Raw genomic sequence first — 20,049 nt, 5'->3', positions numbered from 1 at the left:
TTGTCTATAATAGCATAACGTATGGGCTCAGTTCAATAAGGGACTGGCTTCATAGGATGTTCACAAATTTGACTATATGGACTATATGGCTTAAAATCTAAATGTTGCACTATGTTTACTCGTGCATATTTATATGATTACTACACTTTGTATTTCGAGGTTCGAATAATGAAAAAAAAGAAAAATCCAAATTCTTGGAGAAATGAAAAGAAAGATATATTTGCCATACTTGGTGATAATAAAAGACTTTTGATGCCGGCAATGCTGATCGTTGCTGTTGGCCTTACGGTTGTGATAGCGCTAAGTGCTAATCACAGAGCTGTTGAGATGGCTCAGACTCCTAGTGATGCTGATGTGGCAGCAACCTATGAGATTCCAGATGTAGCATTAGAAGAGAATGCATATCCAGATGTGAATGCACTTATAGAGACATATTACACAGCAATGGCTAATGGTGATTCAGATACTCTTGCTAGGATATATGTTGGCCTTGAAGAGACAGAAGTGTTAAAGGCTGTCGCTACTGCTGAGTATATTGAGGATTATGAGAATATCGTAGTATATACAAAGCCTGGTCCTGTAGCAGGAAGCTACATTGCATATGTGTACAATGAAGTTAAGTTCTATGATTATAGCAAGCCAGTACCTGGACTTGAGACTCTTTATATTTGTACTAATGATGAAGGGCTTTATATTAATGGCGATATAGCTGATGAGAATGAGCTTGAGTACATCAAGACTATCAGTGTTCAGGAAGATGTCATTGATTTAAATAACAGAGTGGCATCCAGCTACAATGAGATGGTAAATGCAGATGAGGAGCTTGCAGAGTTCCTTACTAAGATGAGAACAGGTTTGCAGGTTTCTGTAGGTGAAGCGCTTGCAAGTTCAGAAGCTAGCTCAGAAGCTTCAAGTGAAGAAGATGAGGTTGCTGCAGAGGCTACAACAGAGGAGCAGAAAGAGACTGTAACAGTTCATACTATCAGAGCTACAGATGTAGTTAATATCAGAAGCTCAGATTCTGAAACAGCAGATGTTCTTGATAAGACTACAAAAGGACAGGAATTCAAACAGCTTGAAGCTCTTGCAAATGGTTGGAGCAAGATCGAGTACAAGGGCGGAGTAGCATACGTTAAGACAGAGTATTTTGAAGTTATTGATGAGCAGGTGGTAGAGGCTGGAACAGATTCTGCCGACGATAAGGATGATAAAACTGCTACTGATGAGACAGGAGCAGATAACAAGGCTAATAAGGATACATCAGCCAAGACCGGCAAGATGCAGGTCAATGACTCAGTTAGACTTCGTAAGGAACAGAGTACAGATTCTGATGTTCTTGCTATGGTCTACTCAGGTTCAACAGTAAATGTTATTGAACAGTACTCAAATGGTTGGGCAAAAGTAGAGTATAATGGAAGTACAGGATACATTAAGTCAGAATTCCTAGGAGACTGATATTAGTTTATAGGGAGGTAACTTTCATGTTTGGAAAATTCAGAGTAGCAATTATGGGAACTGGTAAGATTGCCGAGGTTATGGCCCTTACCCTCAAGAATACACGAGGAGTTGCCTGCTATGCAGTAGGTTCAAGAACTAAGGAAAGTGCTGACAAATTTGCTTCTAAATTTGGGATCAAGAAAGCTTACGGCTCTTATGAAGAACTCGTAGGTGATCCTAAGATTGATCTTATATATGTTGCAACACCTCATTCAGAGCATTACAGGAATGTAATGCTGGCTCTTTCTGCTGGTAAGCATGTTCTGTGTGAGAAGGCCTTTATGCTAAATGAAAAACAGGCCAAGGCAGTATTTGATTATGCTGAACAGCAAAATCTTTTGGTTACAGAAGCTATGTGGACCAGATATATGCCAATGAGAAACAAACTCATGGAGGTTTTAGCCAGCAATGTGATCGGCGAACCTACAATGCTTACAGCTAATCTTGGCTACAATATTTCAGCAAAAGATAGGATCAACAAGCCAGAGCTTGGTGGTGGAGCATTACTTGATCTTGGAGTATATGTTCTTAACTTTGCATCCATGGTATTTGGAAATGATGTAACAGATATTGTATCTATGTGTTCATTTAATGACCTTGGGATGGATCTTCATGACAGCATCACACTTAGATATAGAAATGGTAAGATGGCTGTTTTAAATGCTTCAGCCTTATCAGTAAGTGATAGAAGCGGAGTTATCTACGGAAGCAAAGGTTATATTGTTGTAGATAATATCAATAATTTTGAAGGAATCACAGTATATGATTCCGACCACAAGAAGATTGCATATTACAAGAGACCAAAGCAGAAGACTGGTTACGAGTATGAAGTCGAGGCCTGTGTTAGAGCAATTGCTGAAAAATGGATCGAATGTCCTGAAATGCCTCATTCTGAGTCACTTAAGATGCTCAATATGATGGATTTCATTAGACAGACCAATAAGATCATTTTCCCTGGAGAAAATGATCTTGAGATAGTATCTGCAGCTCCTGTGCAGGAGGAAACAGTAGTTTCCGAAGCGCCAGCTGTTATTGAAGAAGCAGATACCAGTGATACACCGGAAGGAACAGAGACTACTGAAATATGCGAAGAAAAGTAATCGCGGGGATTTTATTATTTTCTCTTTTATTTGTGAATATTTTTTCTTTTGACAGCTACGCTGACGAACTTGATGAGACCATTGCTTCCATGAGGCAAAAGGAAGAAGAGACTCAGGAAACAATATCAAATCTTGAGAAACAGACCAAAGAAACTCAGGAGGCTATAAAGGCCTTAGAAGGTGAGAAGGCGCAGACTCAGAGTAATGTTACTAATCTTCAAAGTCAAAGTAATGCTCTTCAGAGCACTATCAATGGATATAATAGCAAATTAAATACACTCAATGGTGAGATTTCAGAAGCAGAAGCTGCTATGGCTGAAGTCTCATCAGAGATTGTCAAGCTCAATAATGAACTTCAGGAAGCCCAAAAACAAGAGAGGGAGAGATACGAAGCGTTAAAAAAGCGTATCCAGACCACCTATGAAAAGGGTGGTACTCAGGGGCTTATCCGTATTCTCCTGGAGTCAGGATCCATCCAGGAATTCCTAACCATATTTGAATATTTGAATGCTGTTGTTGATTACGATCAAAAGAAGATTGGGGAGTATCAGGCTCTTCAAGATGAGATTGAGGCTAAGAAGGCAGTTGTAGAAGAAAAAGAAGCAGAACTTGATAAATATCAGGAAGCGCTCGATGAAAAGCACGATGAGCTTGCGGGTCTTACAGATCAGGTCAAGGGACAGCTTAATACTACTAATAGTAGTCTTTCTTCTGAAAAGAATAAGCTTGCAAACTATGATCAGCAGCTTCAGCAGTTAGATGCCAAGATGAAATCATTGGAATCTCAGACAGCTGCAGCGAATGCTGCTCTCGCTCAACAGATTGCTGACAGACTTGCTCTTACCAAGGAAGATACTTCTGGATCATATTCAGCATCTGCAGATGAACTTACATGGCTTGCTGCTACTATACAGGCAGAGGCTGACGGAGAGTCATATACAGGTAAACTTGGTGTTGGCTCTGTTATTATGAACAGAGTGAAGAGTTCAGCTTTCCCTAATACCATTATTGGTGTTATTACGCAAAATATGCAGTTTGCTTCTTATCGTTCAGGTAAGGTTGAACTGATCATTTCTAATGGTCCTAATTCAACCTGTATAAGGGCCGCTCAGGAAGTTCTTGGCGGAGCCAGAGTAGGTGATTATCTATTCTTTATGACGCAGTACTGGGCAGATTATTATGGAATCAGTGAGTATTACATGATAGGTCATCATGCATTTTTCTATAGGTGGGTTACTAAGCCAAAGGAGGAAGCACCACAGGAACAGCAGCCTGCACCTGAGGAAAACAATGAAAGTGAACAGCCACAGGAGGCTCCTCCTGAAGAGAATAATCAGGAAGAAAACACTGATAATGGTGATAATGAAGAAAATAATGATGAGTCGGAAGAAAATTCTGATTGATGCATGATGGTGGTAACAATTTTTAAAAATACTCTTGCACTTTAAAATAGTAAAGTGTATAATGCTTTTCAGACAGTGTTTGCGCAATGGGGCGTGGAGACCTTTGGTTTTCTACGCTCTTTTTGTATATCAAGATGTTTATTATGCAAATACATATATTTGCTATGTGCTATGCACAGGAAGGAGAATGAAAAATGTCATACGTTGATGAGATCTACAACTACGTTGTAGAGAAAAACCCAGCTCAGCCTGAGTTCCATCAGGCAGTAAAAGAGGTGCTTGAGTCACTTCGTGTTGTTATTGAGGCAAATGAAGAAGAGTATCGTAAGGATGCTCTTTTAGAGAGACTTGTAACTCCTGAAAGACAGATTCTTTTCAGAGTACCTTGGGTAGATGACAAGGGACAGGTACAGGTTAACAATGGTTTCCGTGTACAGTTCAACTCAGCTATCGGACCTTACAAGGGAGGACTTCGTTTCCATCCTTCAGTAAACCTTGGTATCATTAAGTTCCTTGGTTTCGAGCAGATCTTCAAGAACTCACTTACAAGCCTTCCTATTGGTGGTGGTAAGGGTGGTTCTGACTTCGATCCTAAGGGCAAGTCAGACAGAGAAGTAATGGCATTCTGCCAGAGCTTCATGACAGAGCTTTACAGACACATTGGTGCAGACACAGACGTTCCTGCTGGTGATATCGGTGTTGGCGGACGTGAGATCGGATATTTGTACGGACAGTACAAGAGAATCAAAGACGTATATGAAGGCGTACTTACAGGTAAGGGTCTTACATACGGTGGTTCACTTGCTCGTACACAGGCTACAGGATATGGACTTTTATACCTTACAGAAGAGCTTCTTAAGTGCCATGGCAAGGATATGAAGGGCATGACAGTAGTTGTATCAGGTGCTGGTAACGTAGCTATCTATGCTATCGAAAAGGCTCAGCAGCTTGGTGCTAAGGTTGTTACATGTTCAGATTCTACAGGATGGATCTATGATCCAGAAGGAATCGATGTAGCACTTCTTAAGGAAGTAAAGGAAGTTAAGAGAGCTCGTCTTACAGAATATGCAGCAGCTAGAAAGTCAGCTGAGTACCACGAAGGAAGAGGCGTTTGGTCAATCAAGTGTGATGTTGCACTTCCTTGTGCTACACAGAATGAGCTTCTTATTGATGACGCTAAGCAGCTTGTTGCAAACGGCGTAACAGCCGTATGTGAAGGCGCTAACATGCCTACAACAATTGAAGCTACAGAATACCTTCAGAAGAATGGTGTTCTCTTCGTATGTGGTAAGGCTTCTAACGCAGGTGGTGTTGCTACATCAGCTCTTGAGATGAGCCAGAACAGTGAGAGACTTTCATGGACATTCGAAGAAGTTGACGCTAAGCTCAAGCAGATCATGGTTAATATCTATCACAACATTGATGATGCTGCCAAGAAGTATGGTTGCGAAGGCAACTATGTTGCTGGTGCTAACATCGCAGGCTTCCTTAAGGTTGCAGAAGCTATGAAGGCTCAGGGTATTGTCTAATACATAGGCTTTAATATCTAAGGTTCGGTAATGGAAAATTACCGGACCTTTTTTTGCGCTTTTTTGTAAGAATATAGTATTGACTAAAAAACTGTATTACGATATTCTTCCATAGGAGTTTTCAAAAGAGAAGTAAAAAGGAGAGATTTATTATGATGGATGCTAACACAATAGCTTATTTCCGTGAACTTTCAGAAGTAACGGGATTATTTTATAGCGAAGAGGCAGAGTCACTTACAGGAGTAGCAAACGGTTATCACGTTACACTTGCTATCAACACTATTACATATCAGCTTAGTTTTTCTGTTCGCGCAAATGGAATGCTTCCTACACCAGAAGTGTTAAAGGAGCTTAAAGACGGTTCAGATGCAGTTAAGAACGCTGTAATGGAAGGAAATAGACTTGTAGTGTCAGTTAAGGGCGCTATGAAGAATGCATTGACCAAGAACGTTGTAGATGCTATAAATTCAGTTACAGAGAAGCTCAAGCAGTACGGCTATGTAGATGTTTGTGAGTATTGCGGAGCAGTAAGACAGGATATCGCTCCTTACAATATCGGAGGCAAGATTTACCAGACATGTCCTGATTGTCTTCAGGCAGCTACAGCAACAGTTAACACTCAGATTGAGCAGCGTAAGGCAAACGAGAATGTTGGACTTGGTATTGTAGGTGCACTTCTTGGTTCACTTGTTGGTGTTCTTGTGATCGTTCTTATTGGTCAGCTTGGCTATGTTGCTGTTGCAGGAGGACTTGTAATGGGATTTGCAACACTTAAGGGATATGAGCTTCTTGCCAAGAATATGAGTAACAAAGGAATTATTATTTCATCTATTATCATGATACTCATGGTATATGTTGCAGAGAGAATTGAGTGGGCTATAGAAGTGTTCAAGGTATATTCTGATGAACACATTTCATTTATTGAAGCATTCCTTTATACACCAGAAGTTATCAGATACAGTGATGCTACAGGACAGTTCATCGGATCACTGGTTCTTCTTTATGTTTTCACTGCTGTAGGCGTATTTGGTGTTATCAGAGCTACTGCAAAAAAGATCCAGTAATTTAATTCATGATACCTTCAAAGGTTTGATTTTTACTTTCAAAGACACAATTTTTTCACAGTTTTTTGTGCAATTTGTTGTTGAAATAATAGGAAATAAACGATAAGATTAATCCCGCTACTGTAGTTGAGTTAGTATGGAGGTGGCCATATGGGCGAGTGGAAACAAGCCTTTGATAGGATAATGGATCAATTATATAACCATCCTGAAGAAATGCGTGCAAGACTTCTTGATAAATATAATAGCTACGGCTACACAGCTCAGGAACGTCCCAAGACAGCAATAGAATTACTTCAGAATATGCACTAATTTCACATACAACAAATGACCCCGGTATGATCATCATACCGGGGTCATTTTAATATCTATATTTATCAGTCCTTTGAAGCTTCTTTTAAAGCCTTTACGATGTCCTTTTCGTTATCAAGAGCCATGATCTTATTTGTAAGCTCATCAGCTTCTTCTTTGCTCCACTTTGAGATTATGCATCTTGCTGTAAGAACAAGAACAGGGTTAACACTAAATTCTGTAAGACCAAAGGAGATGAGAAGTGGGATCATAAGTGGATCCGCAGCTGCCTCTCCGCACATTCCTACAGGTATTCCTGCTTTATTACCACATTCAATTATGTTCTTAATTGATCTAAGAACTGAAGGCTGGAAAGTAGAATATAGGTAAGCAACGTCAGAATTTCCTCTATCTACACTCATTGTATACTGTGTGAGGTCATTTGTACCAATTGAGAAGAAATCGGCCTCTTTCGCCAGAATATCAGCGATAAGAGATGCTGCAGGAGTCTCTATCATACATCCAACTTCGATGTCCTTATCATAGGCGATATTGTTAGCATCGAAATCTTTTTTGATCTCTTCTACAAGAGCTTTGACTTCCCTAAGTTCATCAACACAGGTCACAAGAGGGATCATGATCTTGATCTTTCCAAAAGCACTTGCTCTAACAATAGCACGAAGCTGTATCATATAACTGTCCTTGTTACCAAGGCAGTATCTGACAGCTCTATATCCAAGGAATGGATTCTCTTCCTTTTTCATGTTGAGATAAGGAATATCCTTGTCACCACCAATATCCAATGTTCTGATGATGACTGGCTTACCGCCCATTGTCTCAGCTACTTCTTTGTAAGCTGCAAACTGCTCATCCTCAGTTGGCATATGATTGTTATCCATGAAAAGAAATTCTGAACGGAAAAGACCAATACCTTCACCATCGCATTCAATGGCTTTCTTGGCATCCTTAGGAGTTCCGATATTGCAGAAGAGCTCAAGGCTTGTTCCGTCCTTGGTCTTTGTTTCCTTGCCGTAGAATCCTTTAAGTTCAGACTGCTTGCGTATATAATCTTCGCGTTTTCTGATGTACTGTGAAAGAACATCACCATCTGGATTTACAAACACGACGCCTTCTGTTCCATCCACGATTGCTGTTTCTTTATCTTTTACGAGCTCTGTTGCATCAGGAACAGAGAGAACAGCTGGTATTTCCAGTGCTCTGGCAAGAATAGCAGAGTGGGAAGTTTTTCCACCAACCTCTGTGATGATTCCAACTACGTTTTCTTTGTTGATCTGAGAAGTCATAGAAGGAGTGAGATCCTTGGCAACAAGCACAGTACCAGGCGCAACCTGACTGATGTTAACGTCCTCGATTCCGAGAAGGATCTTAAGGATACTTACCTTAACATCGCTTATGTCAGAGGCTCTTTGACGCATCATGTCATCATCCATCTTGGAAAACATATTGATGAACATGTCGCATACAGCTTCTACAGCTGATTCCGCACATTGACCTGAGTCGATCATTTTTGCCATCTCACCGGACATTGAAGGGTCTGATATCATAACAAGGTGGCCCTCAAGGATTTCAGCTTCCTTGGGACCAATTCTCTTTCTGATATCTTCAGCCATTTCTGAAGTTTCTTTTTTGAACTTTTCAATTGCATTATTAAAGCGATCTTTTTCGGCGGCAGTATCTTCAACCTTTTTTGCCTCATAATTGAGATCGTGCTCTTTTATGACACATACGCTTCCGATACCGATTCCGCGTGAAGCAGCAATGCCTTTAAACATGTGTACCTCCAATTAATCTCCAAGTCCACTTTCTACAAGCTCAACAGCCTTTTTAAGAGCTTCCTGCTCATCAGGACCATCACACTGGATCTCAATCTCAGCACCACACTTGATGCAAGCGCTCATAAGCATCATAACGCTTTTTGCATCATAAGAAGTTCCGTTAAATACAATCTTAACGTCACTTGTGAATGGTGTTACTGTCTGTGAAAAAAGACTTGCTGGGCGCATGTGCATTCCCTGTTCATTTGTTACTTTTACTACCTGTGAAACCATTTTAATACCTCTTTCTTTTCAATGCCCGAGGGAACAAGTCCCTCGGGTAGATTATGTTAATTATTTATTTGCAGGCTTTTTGATCAAGCCGAGCATAACTGCTGTAATGATGGAACCAACAAGCCAAGCCACGATGTAAAGAAGTGGATGACCAACTGTTGCGAATACGAATATTCCACCGTGTGGAGCCATAAGTGTGCATTTGAAGATTGCTGAGAGAAGACCGGCAACACCAGCACCTACGAGGGTACATGGTATTACGTGAAGTGGATCTGCAGCAGCAAATGGAATAGCACCTTCTGTGATGAATGAACTTCCCATTACGATATTTGAAAGCCAAGAATCACGTTCTGACTTTGTGAACTTATTAGGGAACAACTTACATGCAATAGCGATACCAACAGGAGGAACCATACCACCAACCATGATAGAAGCCATTGCTATATAACATGCCTGTACCTCAGGATCTGTTGCCAGAGCACCTGCAGCCATAAGAGTAGCTGCTGTATCCAGCATACCAGTACCAAATACGTAAGCTGCCTTGTTGATAGGGCCTCCCATATCGATAGCCATCATAGCTCCAAGGAGAAGACCAAGAAGAGCAAGAAGACCAGCATTACTAAGGGCTGTAAGCATGATTGAAAGACCTGTGTTGATAAGTCCAATAATTGGGTTAAGGATAAAGCACATTGCTACACCCATGATAAATACACCGCATAATGGATAAATGAGTGTAGGCTTGATTCCTTCTAAGCTCTTTGGGAAATTAGCTGTAAGTTTCTTGAGCAGGAGTACGATAGCACCAGCAAGGAAACCAGCTGCAATACCTCCAAGGAATCCGGAAACAGTTGCACCTTCATTTGTGAAAGCAAATGATCCGATGAAATGGTTGAAACCATCGAGAGGAGCACCCTCACCAAAGAATCTTGTAACCCATGGGAAGGCTGGCTTGTCATTTACAAAAAGGGCAGCATTACCATTGGCTGCAAGGAGACCACCTGTGAAACCAACTGCGAGACCAGGTCTGTCTGCGATTGACTCAGCAATATATCCTGCAAGGACAGGAACCATAAGGCCCATTGCAAGACCACCTACATATTTAAGGAAGGATGAAAGTGGAAGCATGTTACCAAAGTCATAACCACCATCTGCACCGTATCCGCAGATAGTATCAATAAGGAATGCAAGAGCAATCATGATACCACCACCGATTACGAATGGAAGCATATGTGAAACACCGTTCATAAGGTGCTTGTAGAACTTTCTTCCCAAACTTTCGTTTCCGGTACTTTCATCACGCTTTGTTACTGTGCCTGTATGATGATAGATTGATACATTACCAGATGCAGCTTTTTCAAGGAGCTTTTCTGGAGTGTGTATAGCTTCTTTTGTAGAAGTTATGATAACAGGCTTTCCATCAAATCTGCCCATTTCGATATTTTTGTCGCAAGCTACGATAACTGCATCGGCCTCTGCAATTTCAGAAGCTGTCAGAACATCCTTTGCTCCGCCTGATCCATCTTTTTCAACCTTGATATCTATACCAAGTTCTTTTGCCTTAAGCTCAAGAGCTTCAGCAGCCATAAATGTGTGTGCGATACCTGTAGGGCAGGCAGTAACACCAACAAGCTTTTTAGCTGAACTTGTCTTTGCTGGAGCAGAAGTAGCATTCTTTGCTTCGTTTTCTTTATCTTTTTCGGCTTCTTTGTCATCGATGATCTTAAGGAATTCATCTGCTGTCTTAGCTTCTACAAGCTTCTTGGCAAAAGTAGCATCCATAAGAAGAGTCATGAGTTTTGATAAAACTTCAAGATGTGTGTCAGCTGCTGTATCAGGAGCTGCGATCATGAAGAAGAGATTACTTGGGTTGCCATCAAGTGACTTGTAATCAATACCACCAGGAATAGTGATAGCAGTAAGACCAGCCTTAGCAACTGAAGCTGACTTGGCATGAGGAACTGCAATTCCCATTCCTATAGCTGTTGAACCCTTTCCTTCACGTTCAAGGATAGCGTTTTTGAATTCTTTTGCGTCTGAAAGATTGCCTACCTTTGAATGAAGCTCTACGAGAGCATCAATAGCTGAAATCTGATCATTTGCGTTGCAGTTAAGGCTAATGCCTTCTTTTTTAAGTAAATCTGTGATTTTCATAGACCCTCCTTTACCTTATAGGTTATTGTACAGTTCGTTGATCGCTTCACCTGTTGCCAGGTCGTCTGAGAAAGCTGTTGCGCTTCCTGCGGCAGTACCCATCTTGAGTGCCTCTTTGTAGCTACCTGTCTTGAGGTATCCGGCTACAAATCCGGCAACCATTGAATCGCCTGCGCCTACGGAGTTTTTAACCTTACCCTTTGGTACACCTACTCTGTATTTTTCGCCTGCTTCAGTAATGAGCATTGCGCCGTCTCCAGCCATTGAGATGAGGACGTTTCTGGCACCAAGTTCCTGAAGCTTCTTGGCATGAGCCTCAATCTCTTCGTCTGTCTTTAAGACGGTTCCAAACATCTCACCAAGTTCATGATTGTTTGGTTTTATTAAGAATGGATGATATTTAAGGACGTTTTTCAAAAGATCCTTTGTAGCATCCACAACAACCTCGATCTTTCTGTCATTTACAAGGGCGATGATCTTTTCATATACATCGCTTGGAAGAGAATTAGGAATACTTCCAGCGAGGATAAGGATGTCGCCATCTTTTAATGTGTTTAACTTGTCAAAGAGCTTTTTCTGATCCTCTTCTGGAATCATAGGACCCTGAGCGTTTATCTCAGTTTCTGCCTGGCCTTTGATCTTGACATTGATTCTTGAAATGCCATCTTTTAACTTGATGAAATCAGCTTTGATGCCTCTTTCATTTACGCTTTTCTCAATGGCATCGCCTGTAAAGCCTGCAACAAATCCAAGGGCTGTATTATCAAGTCCAAGATTTTTTAAGATAGTAGAAACATTTATTCCTTTGCCACCAAAGTAGCATTCTTCGGAATCGGAGCGGTTGGTCATTCCTGGGAGCAGCTCATCGCTCATTCGTACCACATAATCAATTGCAGGATTAAAGGTAACGGTGTAAATCATTGCTTTCCTCCTTTTTATACGACCTTTATTATTGTCTTGCTGCCATAACTAGCCTTGGGTTCCTTGTCAGTTATGATGCAACATTTGGTAATATCAGCAAAAGTAACGGAACTTACCAGTCCGAATTTGCTGTGGTCTGCAAGAATATAAGAGATGTAAGCATGCTTAACGGCTTCCGCTTTAACAAGGGCCTCGTCTACATCAGGAGTAGTAAAGCCTGCGGTTAAAGAGATGCCGTTAGTTCCCATAAAAGCTTTGGTGAAATGATACTTGCTGATTCCCTCAATACAATCAGGACCAATTATGGCCTCTGTAGCAAACTTACATCTGCCACCAATTATCATTGTGCTTAAGTTCTTTTCAAGAAGCTTCTTGGCATGAACGATACCGTTAGTAATGTATTTAGCCTTGGTATTGTCAATGAATTTGATCATCTCCAAAGTTGTTGTACCAGAGTCAATATATACAAAGTCGTCATCGTTTATGAGAGAAGCAGCATATTTGCTGATTGCTTCTTTCTCAGCAATATTAAGTGAAGCCTTGGCTGATACTGTGGGCTCAATAGTGTTGACATCAGTAGAACTTAATGAAGTTGCGCCGCCAAAAACCTTAAGAATTCGCTTTTCATCGTGGAGGACTGAAAGATCCCTGCGGATAGTGGCAGCGGAAGCATCAAATTGCTCCATAAGCTGCGCAACAGTAACTGCATTATTTTCATTAATATATGAAACTATCAGATCACGTCGTTCTTTTGTAAGCATACTTGCCTCTTATATAATAATTTAGATAATTTGATAATAACATCAAACTCAATCAAAGGCAATCACAAAAAATCAAAAATAATCAAAATGCAAAAAGAATAATAATCATAGAAATTCATAAGCGTTCAAAAATGCTCTCTTTTATTATACTAGGTATGACGATAAATGACATCATAATATTCTTAAAAAAGAATAAACCTTGCGGTAATAACGTAAATCATCTTTACAATGTAAACTATAATAATTTAAAATATATGTATGGTTTATCATTAAATTTGGTGGAGGTGCGTAACTTGGAAGAGATTATCTTAACAAATGATCAGATTGATATCCTTGGTGAAATAGCTAACATCAGTATGGGTAATTCCGCGACCACCCTTAGCATGATGGTTAATCGTAAGGTTGATATAACAACTCCTAATGTCAAGATAATCAAGAGAAGTGAAGCTCTCGATGATTATGAAAAGACATGCATTTTCGTACAGATACATTATGTAAAAGGACTTGAGGGCAATAACGTGCTTGTGCTCAAGGAACATGATGTAAAGGTTATGACAGATCTGATGATGGGCGGAGATGGAACAAACACTGCAGGAGAGATTACAGATCTTCATCTTTCTGCTGCTTCTGAAGCCATGAATCAGATGATGGGAACAAGTGCCACATCTCTTTCTTCAATGCTTGGAATAGCTACAGATATCAGTACGCCTATAGTTAATCAGATTGATGTTGAGAGTATTAAAGTTTTTGAAAAAATGTTTGATACTACTTACGATAAATTTGTTAAAATAGCATTTAGGATGACAATAGGAGATCTTATTGATTCCGTAATGGTACAGCTCTATCCAGTGCAGTTTGCTGAGGACATGTGCCAAAAATTTATTGAAAAAGGAAAATAATACTAGATTATGAATAAGGCAGAAACATTAGAGATCAAGAAACAGTTTACACCAGACAGATGCACTATCGATCACATATGTGGTTGCTATGTGGATCATGAAAAGAACAAGAAACTAACATTCAGAAAGGCTTTCGGACAGCTCCCTGATGAGGAGATGTACAAATATCTGGATATATTCCAGCATACTTTAGCCGGAACATTTGGCAAGAATCTGATCAGTCTTGAGTTTCCTCTTGAACAGGAACAGCCAGGAGGAACTCAGGACTTTCTTTTGACATTGCGTAATTCCAAGCTTGAAGATGATGAGCTTGTGGATGAGTGCTATGACAAGATCATAGCCAATTATGTAAATGGCGAGAACTACTATATTATCCTGGTTCACGCTGTTTATGATATCCCTGGCGTTACCAGTGATGGTATTGAGATGGAAGATGCTTCAGATAAGATATACGACTATATCCTTTGCAGCATATGTCCTGTTAAGCTCTCCAAGGCAGGTCTTGGTTACAATGAAAGCAAGAATGTCATTGAAGACAGATATCGTGACTGGGTAGTAGATGGACCTACTAAGGGATTTCTTTTCCCAGCATTTATAGAAAGAGATACAGATATCCACAACATGCTCTACTTTACCAAGAAGCCTGATGATCTTCAGCCTGAGTTTGTGGAGGCTATGTTTGGTGGAAGAGCACCTATCTCTGCTCCAGAGCAAAGAGATCTCTTTGATGCTGTAGTTCAGAATACTATTGGTGAGGATGCTGACTACGATATCATGAGAAATATTCATGACAATCTTAATGAGATGATCGAAAATCACGAGGGTGATTCAGAGCCACTTGAGCTTAACAAAAATGACGTTAAGCAGCTCCTTCAGGATAGTGGTGTATCAGAAGAAAGACTTGGCTACTTTGATGAGAACTATACAAAATGCGCAGGAGATGAGGATTTCCCTCTTCTTGCCAGTAACATTGCCAATACCAAGAAGTTCGACATCGAGACTCCTGACGTTGTGATCAAGGTTAAGCCTGACAGAACAGACCTTGTTGAATCCAAGATCATCGATGGTAGACAGTGCCTTGTGATTGAAGTTGATGATCACATCGAAGTTAATGGAATCAATGTAAGAACATTTATGAATAAGTGATCAATTTTAAAAGATAAAGGCTTGATCCTGATTATTAAGGGATCAAGCCTTTTTAGTATCTTAAAAAATATTATTTTTTGTCGCCAGTAATCTTGTTGATAAGTATCTTTCCGGCACGTTTTGCAGCATAAGGACCAACTGCTTTTAGCTTATCTTCAGATCTGTACATGGTGCTTGCTTTTGGAATGTCACGAGATAAGTGGATGGCGTCAAATTCGCACTTGGTGGTGCAAAGACCACATCCGATACATCTGTTTTCATCAACAGTTGTAGCGCCGCATCCAAGACATCTTGAAGCTTCTGCTTTAACCTGTTCTTCTGTAAGGGTAAGTCTAAGGTCTTCAAAGGTATCTTTGGCAATACCGGCTTTTTTGCCAGGAATCTGTCTCTTGGCATTATCAAAGCTCTCAACCTGGATGTCATCCTTATCAAGCTCAATAAATTCACGTCTGTCTCTGGCGAGATCTAGTCTGTTTCCTTTGTGCACGAAGCGGTTGATAGAAACGAAGCCTTCTCGGCCACCAGCGATGGCGTCGATTGCAAATTTTGCACCGGTAAATACATCGCCGCCTACAAAGATATCAGGCTCTGCGGTCTGTCTTGTTAGAGGATCAGCTTTGGCAGTGCCGTTTCTATTAAGCTCAACTTTTGTTCCTTTTAACAGGTCTCCCCACTGAACTGACTGACCGATTGAGAGAAGGAGATTCTCACAAGGGATCTCTATAGTATCGTTTTCGTCATAAACTGGAGCAAATCTGTGCTCACTGTCAAATACGTTTGTGCATCTCTTAAAGATAACGCTCTTTACGTGACCATTTTCTGTAACGACTTCCTTTGGTCCCCAGCCATTCTTTACTTCAATGCCTTCTTCAAGGGCTTCTTCGACTTCATCTTTGGCAGCAGGCATTTCTTTTTCACTTTCAAGACACAGCATTGTGACCTTGGAAGCGCCGGCTCTAACTGCAGTTCTAGCTACGTCGATAGCAACGTTACCGCCGCCTACTACAACAGTGCCGCCATGCAGTTTTACTGAGTGATCCTGATTGATTGTACGAAGGAAGTCTACACCTGTCTGAACGCCGGCAGCATCTTCGCCAGGGACACCAGCAAGGCGTCCACCCTGCATACCGATAGCTACGAAGAAAGCCTTGTAGCCTTCACTTCTGAGCTGCTCGATAGTAAGGTCTTTTCCAACTTCCACGCCGCATTTGATCTCTACACCCATCTGCCTGATGACTTCAATCTCAGCTTCGATTATATCTTTTTCAAGACGATAGCTTGGAATTCCATTCATCAGCATTCCGCCAGGTCTTCTTTCTTTTTCAAAAACAGTTACAGGATAGCCGTTCTCTCTAAGGAAGAAAGCAGCAGAAAGACCTGCTGGACCTCCGCCAATGACAGCTACCTTGTAGTCATCGCTCCAAAAACCGCCGTCGTGCTTTTCACAAAGAGGAATATACCTTTCATCCTTCTTAAGGTCCAAAGATGCGATGAATTTCTTGATCTCATCGATAGCAAGAGGCTCGTCGATAGTTCCTCTTGTGCAGGCATCTTCACAACGCCTGTTACATACTGCGCCGCAGATCATTGGGAACGGATTATCCTGCTTTATGAGCTTTAATGCATCTTCATATCTGCCTTCTGCAGCCATCTTGATGTAACCCTGAACTGAAAGATGTACCGGGCAGGCTGTCTTACATGGGGCAGTACCTGTCTCATAGCAGTTGATCTTGGCGTCATCTCTGTAGTTGTAGTTCCATTTATCAGGTCCCCACTTTTTGTTGTCAGGAAGCTGAGTCTTAGGATATTTAACTTCGCTTCCATCTTTTTTACAGAGCTTCTGACCAAGCTTAGCTGCGCCAACAGGACAGACCTCAACACATTTACCACAGGCAACGCACTTATCTTTTTCTACATGAGCGCGATATGCTGATGCAGAGAGATTAGGAGTGTTATAAAGCTGTGATGTGCGGAGGGCATTACATACGCCAGGAGCACAGTTACAGATGGCAACGATCTTGCCTTCGCCGTCAATATTTGTGATCTGGTGAACGTAGCCGTGACGTTCAGCTCTTTTTAATATCTCATAGACTTCTTCTTTGGATACATAGTGACCGATTCCACGATCATCCATGTATTCAGCCATATCACCCATACCGATACAGTACTCACCGCGGATCTCACCGCTTCCTTCACCGCGCATTGCCTGCTGTTTACGGCAAGAACATTCTGAGATACCGAATTTATCATACATGTCGATCCATCTGGAGAGATGCTCCACAGGAACAGATTGATTTTCCAGTTCGATAGCTTTTTCTACTGGAATAACGTGCATTCCGATACCAGCACCTCCGGGAGGAACCATCTGAGTGATACCTGCAAGTGGCAGCTGAGTCATGAGGTTAAAGAAAGTAGCAAGCTGAGGAAATTCATCAGTTAGTTTTTCCTGCATCATCATAAACTCTGCTGAACCTGGAACGAAGATAGGAAGCTCATATTGAAGGTGCTTATCGGAGGTCTTTGCTCTGTTCTGCTCGATAATACCGATCCAGCGAAGACGCTCAACCATCTTGGTGGTCTCTTCTTCGGACATGTTATTCATTTGTGCAAGTTCTGGAATAGAATAAGGAACACGGGTCTTCTTGAAGTTTATCAAGAATTTGACCTGCTCTTTGGTAAGGATCATATCAAGCATCCAATATTCAGGATCTCTGTTGTTGATCTTACCAGTAAGTTTTTTGACGTAGCGGTCCGTTATCATAGTTGCCAACTTAAGGACCAGCTTTTCTTTTTCAGGATCCTCTGCCACATAATCAGGATCCTGCCAGTAGTCGTTCTCGTTGATCATAGGATCACCGAGTTTCCACTCTTTGACATTTGTTGCCATAAAAAAATCCCCTTTTTTCCCAATAAGATATAGTTTTTTTACTATCTAAATTTTATCATATGGCCTATGGAAACTTGAAGTGAAAAAATATTTTTTTATTGACAATATTTTAGTGGAGGCGTAGAATTCAACCTAACAAGTTAATAGTTTAAACCGATGAAGCGGAGATAACGGTAGCAATGCCACCACAGAGAGTCTGGGATGCTGAGAACCAGATGTGAAACAAACTATCAAATGGACCGCGGAGGGCGTGAGGAACAGCACATTATCACAAGCTTAGTATTTCACGACGATGGGCTCTCGTTAGTAGTCAGGGATATGTTGGTATCCTGTAAAGCGCACGTACTACGTGAATTCAAGGTGGCACCGCGGATTAAGTTTAAAACTCATTCGTCCTTGACAGAGACAATATCTGTCGAGGACTTTTTATGTGAAGCATCCAGACAGAGAATTGTCGAGATGCTTTATTTTTTTACCAACTTAATTTTGGGAAAAGGAGAATGGAACAATGATCAAAGAAGCAATCGTAAAAATCGTAAACAAAGAAGACCTTACATATGATGAGGCCTACACAGTAATGAATGAGATCATGAGCGGGGAGACAACTCCTACTCAGAACGCTGCGTTTTTGTCAGCTCTTTCTACTAAGAGCGCGAGAGCAGAGACTACTGAAGAAATTGCCGGCTGTGCTGCAGCTATGAGAGATCATGCAACTAAGGTAGATACAGGGATGGATATTTTTGAGATTGTAGGAACAGGCGGAGATAACGCAGGAAGCTTCAATATCTCAACAACATCTGCTCTTGTTGCCGCAGCAGGTGGTATGAAGGTTGCCAAGCACGGAAACAGAGCAGCTTCATCCAAATGCGGAACAGCCGACTGTCTTGAAGCTCTTGGGGTTAACATTGACCAGGAGCCTGAAAAGTGTATTGAACTGTTAAAAGAGGCTGGAATGTGCTTCTTCTTTGCTCAGAAGTACCACACTTCAATGAAGTATGTTGGAGCTATCAGAAGAGAGCTTGGATTTAGAACAGTGTTCAATATCCTGGGACCACTTACAAATCCTGGTTCGCCAAAGATGCAACTTCTGGGAGTATATGACGGTTATCTTGTTGAACCTCTTGCGCAGGTTCTCGTAAACCTTGGGGTCCAGAGAGGCATGGTTGTATATGGTCAGGACAAGCTTGATGAGATCTCTATGAGTTGCCCGACTACTATTTGTGAGATCAGAGACGGATGGTACAAAACCTACGAGATCACTCCTGAGGACTTCGGCTTTAAGACATGTTCAAAAGACGAGCTCAAGGGTGGAACTCCAGAGGAGAACGCTCAGATTACTCTTTCAATCCTTAAGGGTGAAAAAGGACCAAAGAGAGAGGCAGTTCTTCTTAATGCAGGTGCATCTCTTTATATCGGCGGCAAGGCTGATACTTTTTCAGATGGTGTTAAGCTTGCAGCTGAGCTCATTGATTCAGGCAAGGCTCTTGAGACTTTAAATAAAGTCATCGAAGTAAGTAACCGCGGCATACAAGGGGAGATGGCAGTATGACGATTCTTGATGAAATAGCAGATTACGCAAGAATAAGAGTACAAAGGAACAAAGAGATAAAGAGCATCGACGCCCTTAGATTCGAAGCTGCAATGTTTCAAAAAGAAGGCTTTCCTTTTGAAGAAGCACTTAAGGGAGAAGATATCTCTTTTATCTGCGAATGCAAGAAGGCCTCTCCCTCAAAGGGCATCATCGCAGAAGACTTCCCGTGGCTTGATATAGCCCTTGATTATGAGAAGGCTGGTGCGGATGCTATCTCGGTTCTTACAGAACCAAAGTGGTTTCTTGGAAAAGACGAGTACCTCTCTGAGATAGCTTCTCTTGTTAATATCCCCTGCCTTAGAAAAGATTTCGTGGTGGATGAGTACATGATCTACGAAGCCAGTATTCTCGGGGCATCGGCAGTTCTTTTGATCTGTTCCATATTGACAAAAGAGGAGATAAAAAGATATATAAGTATCTGCGATGGACTTGGCTTATCAGCCCTTGTAGAAGCTCATGATGAAAAAGAGGTTCAAATGGCCTTAGAGAGCGGAGCAAGGATAATAGGTGTCAATAACAGAAACCTCAAGGACTTTTCTGTGGATACTGACAATAGCAAAAAATTAAGAAGCCTTATCCCTGAGAATGTGATCTATGTTTCGGAGAGTGGTATCAAAGATGCATCTGATGTTCAGAGTCTTAGAGAAGCTGGAGTAAACGCAGTGCTGGTTGGAGAGACCCTTATGAGAGCCAGGGACAAGGAGCAAAAATTAAAGGAATTAAAAGGAATTAAGATTTAAGTT

Annotated in this window: 16 protein-coding genes; 10 read left to right on the top strand and 6 right to left on the bottom strand. The window is 41.2% G+C overall.

The window, feature by feature from the left end:
• Positions 1-168 precede the first annotated feature (168 nt).
• The 6 genes from BUA02_RS01285 (at position 169) to BUA02_RS15755 (ending at position 6,902) form a co-directional block, all read left to right on the top strand.
• A complete protein-coding gene (locus BUA02_RS01285) occupies positions 169-1,455 on the top strand; it encodes an SH3 domain-containing protein (protein ID WP_072700348.1) in 1,287 nt (428 codons plus the stop codon).
• Between the two features lie 26 nt (positions 1,456-1,481).
• Complete coding sequence (locus BUA02_RS01280) at positions 1,482-2,597, top strand: Gfo/Idh/MocA family protein (RefSeq protein ID WP_072700346.1); 1,116 nt, start codon at positions 1,482-1,484, stop codon at positions 2,595-2,597.
• Entirely contained in the window at positions 2,582-4,000 is a 1,419-nt protein-coding gene (locus BUA02_RS01275) for a cell wall hydrolase (RefSeq protein WP_072700344.1), read from the top strand. The genes BUA02_RS01280 and BUA02_RS01275 overlap by 16 nt, the downstream gene beginning before the upstream one ends.
• Positions 4,001-4,194: 194 nt before the next feature.
• A complete protein-coding gene (gene gdhA / locus BUA02_RS01270; RefSeq protein WP_071176601.1) occupies positions 4,195-5,529 on the top strand; it encodes an NADP-specific glutamate dehydrogenase in 1,335 nt (444 codons plus the stop codon).
• Between the two features lie 152 nt (positions 5,530-5,681).
• The gene (locus tag BUA02_RS01265; protein ID WP_072700342.1) at positions 5,682-6,593 is read left to right on the top strand and encodes a hypothetical protein; all 912 of its coding nucleotides are present in this window, start codon (positions 5,682-5,684) and stop codon (positions 6,591-6,593) included.
• Positions 6,594-6,743: 150 nt separating this feature from the next.
• Positions 6,744-6,902 carry a hypothetical protein gene (locus BUA02_RS15755; protein ID WP_176764367.1) on the top strand — a complete coding sequence of 53 codons (159 nt, stop codon included), beginning with the start codon at positions 6,744-6,746 and terminating at the stop codon, positions 6,900-6,902.
• A gap of 65 nt (positions 6,903-6,967) precedes the next feature.
• Here the strand turns inward: BUA02_RS15755 and ptsP are convergent, their stop codons facing one another.
• Genes ptsP through BUA02_RS01240 form a run of 5 tightly spaced genes read right to left on the bottom strand, consistent with a single transcriptional unit; the run spans position 6,968 to position 12,783 of the window.
• Positions 6,968-8,674: a phosphoenolpyruvate--protein phosphotransferase gene (gene ptsP, locus BUA02_RS01260; protein ID WP_072700340.1), complete on the bottom strand. Its 1,707-nt coding sequence runs from the start codon at positions 8,672-8,674 to the stop codon at positions 6,968-6,970.
• 12 nt (positions 8,675-8,686) lie between these two features.
• Positions 8,687-8,950 (bottom strand): HPr family phosphocarrier protein, encoded by a 264-nt coding sequence (locus BUA02_RS01255; protein WP_071176598.1) that lies wholly within the window; start codon positions 8,948-8,950, stop codon positions 8,687-8,689.
• A 60-nt stretch (positions 8,951-9,010) separates the two neighbouring features.
• The gene (locus BUA02_RS01250; protein ID WP_072700338.1) at positions 9,011-11,101 is read right to left on the bottom strand and encodes a PTS fructose transporter subunit IIABC; all 2,091 of its coding nucleotides are present in this window, start codon (positions 11,099-11,101) and stop codon (positions 9,011-9,013) included.
• Positions 11,102-11,116: 15 nt separating this feature from the next.
• A complete protein-coding gene (gene pfkB, locus BUA02_RS01245) occupies positions 11,117-12,022 on the bottom strand; it encodes a 1-phosphofructokinase (RefSeq protein ID WP_072700336.1) in 906 nt (301 codons plus the stop codon).
• A 14-nt stretch (positions 12,023-12,036) separates the two neighbouring features.
• Positions 12,037-12,783, bottom strand: coding sequence for a DeoR/GlpR family DNA-binding transcription regulator (locus BUA02_RS01240; protein ID WP_072700334.1), 747 nt, complete (start codon positions 12,781-12,783; stop codon positions 12,037-12,039).
• Positions 12,784-13,076: 293 nt separating this feature from the next.
• Here BUA02_RS01240 and fliY point away from each other — a divergent pair, with 293 nt between their 5' ends.
• Both fliY and BUA02_RS01230 read left to right on the top strand, forming a co-directional pair.
• On the top strand, positions 13,077-13,682 hold the full coding sequence (fliY, locus tag BUA02_RS01235) for a flagellar motor switch phosphatase FliY (protein ID WP_072700332.1): 606 nt from the start codon (positions 13,077-13,079) through the stop codon (positions 13,680-13,682).
• A gap of 9 nt (positions 13,683-13,691) precedes the next feature.
• Positions 13,692-14,828 carry a DUF4317 domain-containing protein gene (locus BUA02_RS01230; RefSeq protein WP_072700330.1) on the top strand — a complete coding sequence of 379 codons (1,137 nt, stop codon included), beginning with the start codon at positions 13,692-13,694 and terminating at the stop codon, positions 14,826-14,828.
• Positions 14,829-14,898: 70 nt separating this feature from the next.
• On the opposite strand, the gene BUA02_RS01225 is transcribed toward BUA02_RS01230, so the two are convergent.
• The gene (locus tag BUA02_RS01225) at positions 14,899-17,676 is read right to left on the bottom strand and encodes an FAD-dependent oxidoreductase (protein ID WP_072701181.1); all 2,778 of its coding nucleotides are present in this window, start codon (positions 17,674-17,676) and stop codon (positions 14,899-14,901) included.
• Between the two features lie 547 nt (positions 17,677-18,223).
• Here BUA02_RS01225 and trpD point away from each other — a divergent pair.
• On the top strand, positions 18,224-19,264 hold the full coding sequence (gene trpD / locus BUA02_RS01220) for an anthranilate phosphoribosyltransferase (RefSeq protein ID WP_072700328.1): 1,041 nt from the start codon (positions 18,224-18,226) through the stop codon (positions 19,262-19,264).
• Positions 19,261-20,046 (top strand): indole-3-glycerol phosphate synthase TrpC, encoded by a 786-nt coding sequence (gene trpC / locus BUA02_RS01215; RefSeq protein WP_072700326.1) that lies wholly within the window; start codon positions 19,261-19,263, stop codon positions 20,044-20,046. Before trpD ends, trpC begins: the two co-directional genes overlap by 4 nt.
• Positions 20,047-20,049: the final 3 nt, after the last annotated feature.

The organism is Butyrivibrio hungatei DSM 14810, from assembly GCF_900143205.1.
Classification (GTDB): Bacteria; Bacillota; Clostridia; order Lachnospirales; family Lachnospiraceae; genus Butyrivibrio; species Butyrivibrio hungatei.
The sequence above is the reverse complement of the archived record's forward strand: the minus strand, read 5'-3'. Positions and strand labels throughout refer to the sequence as shown.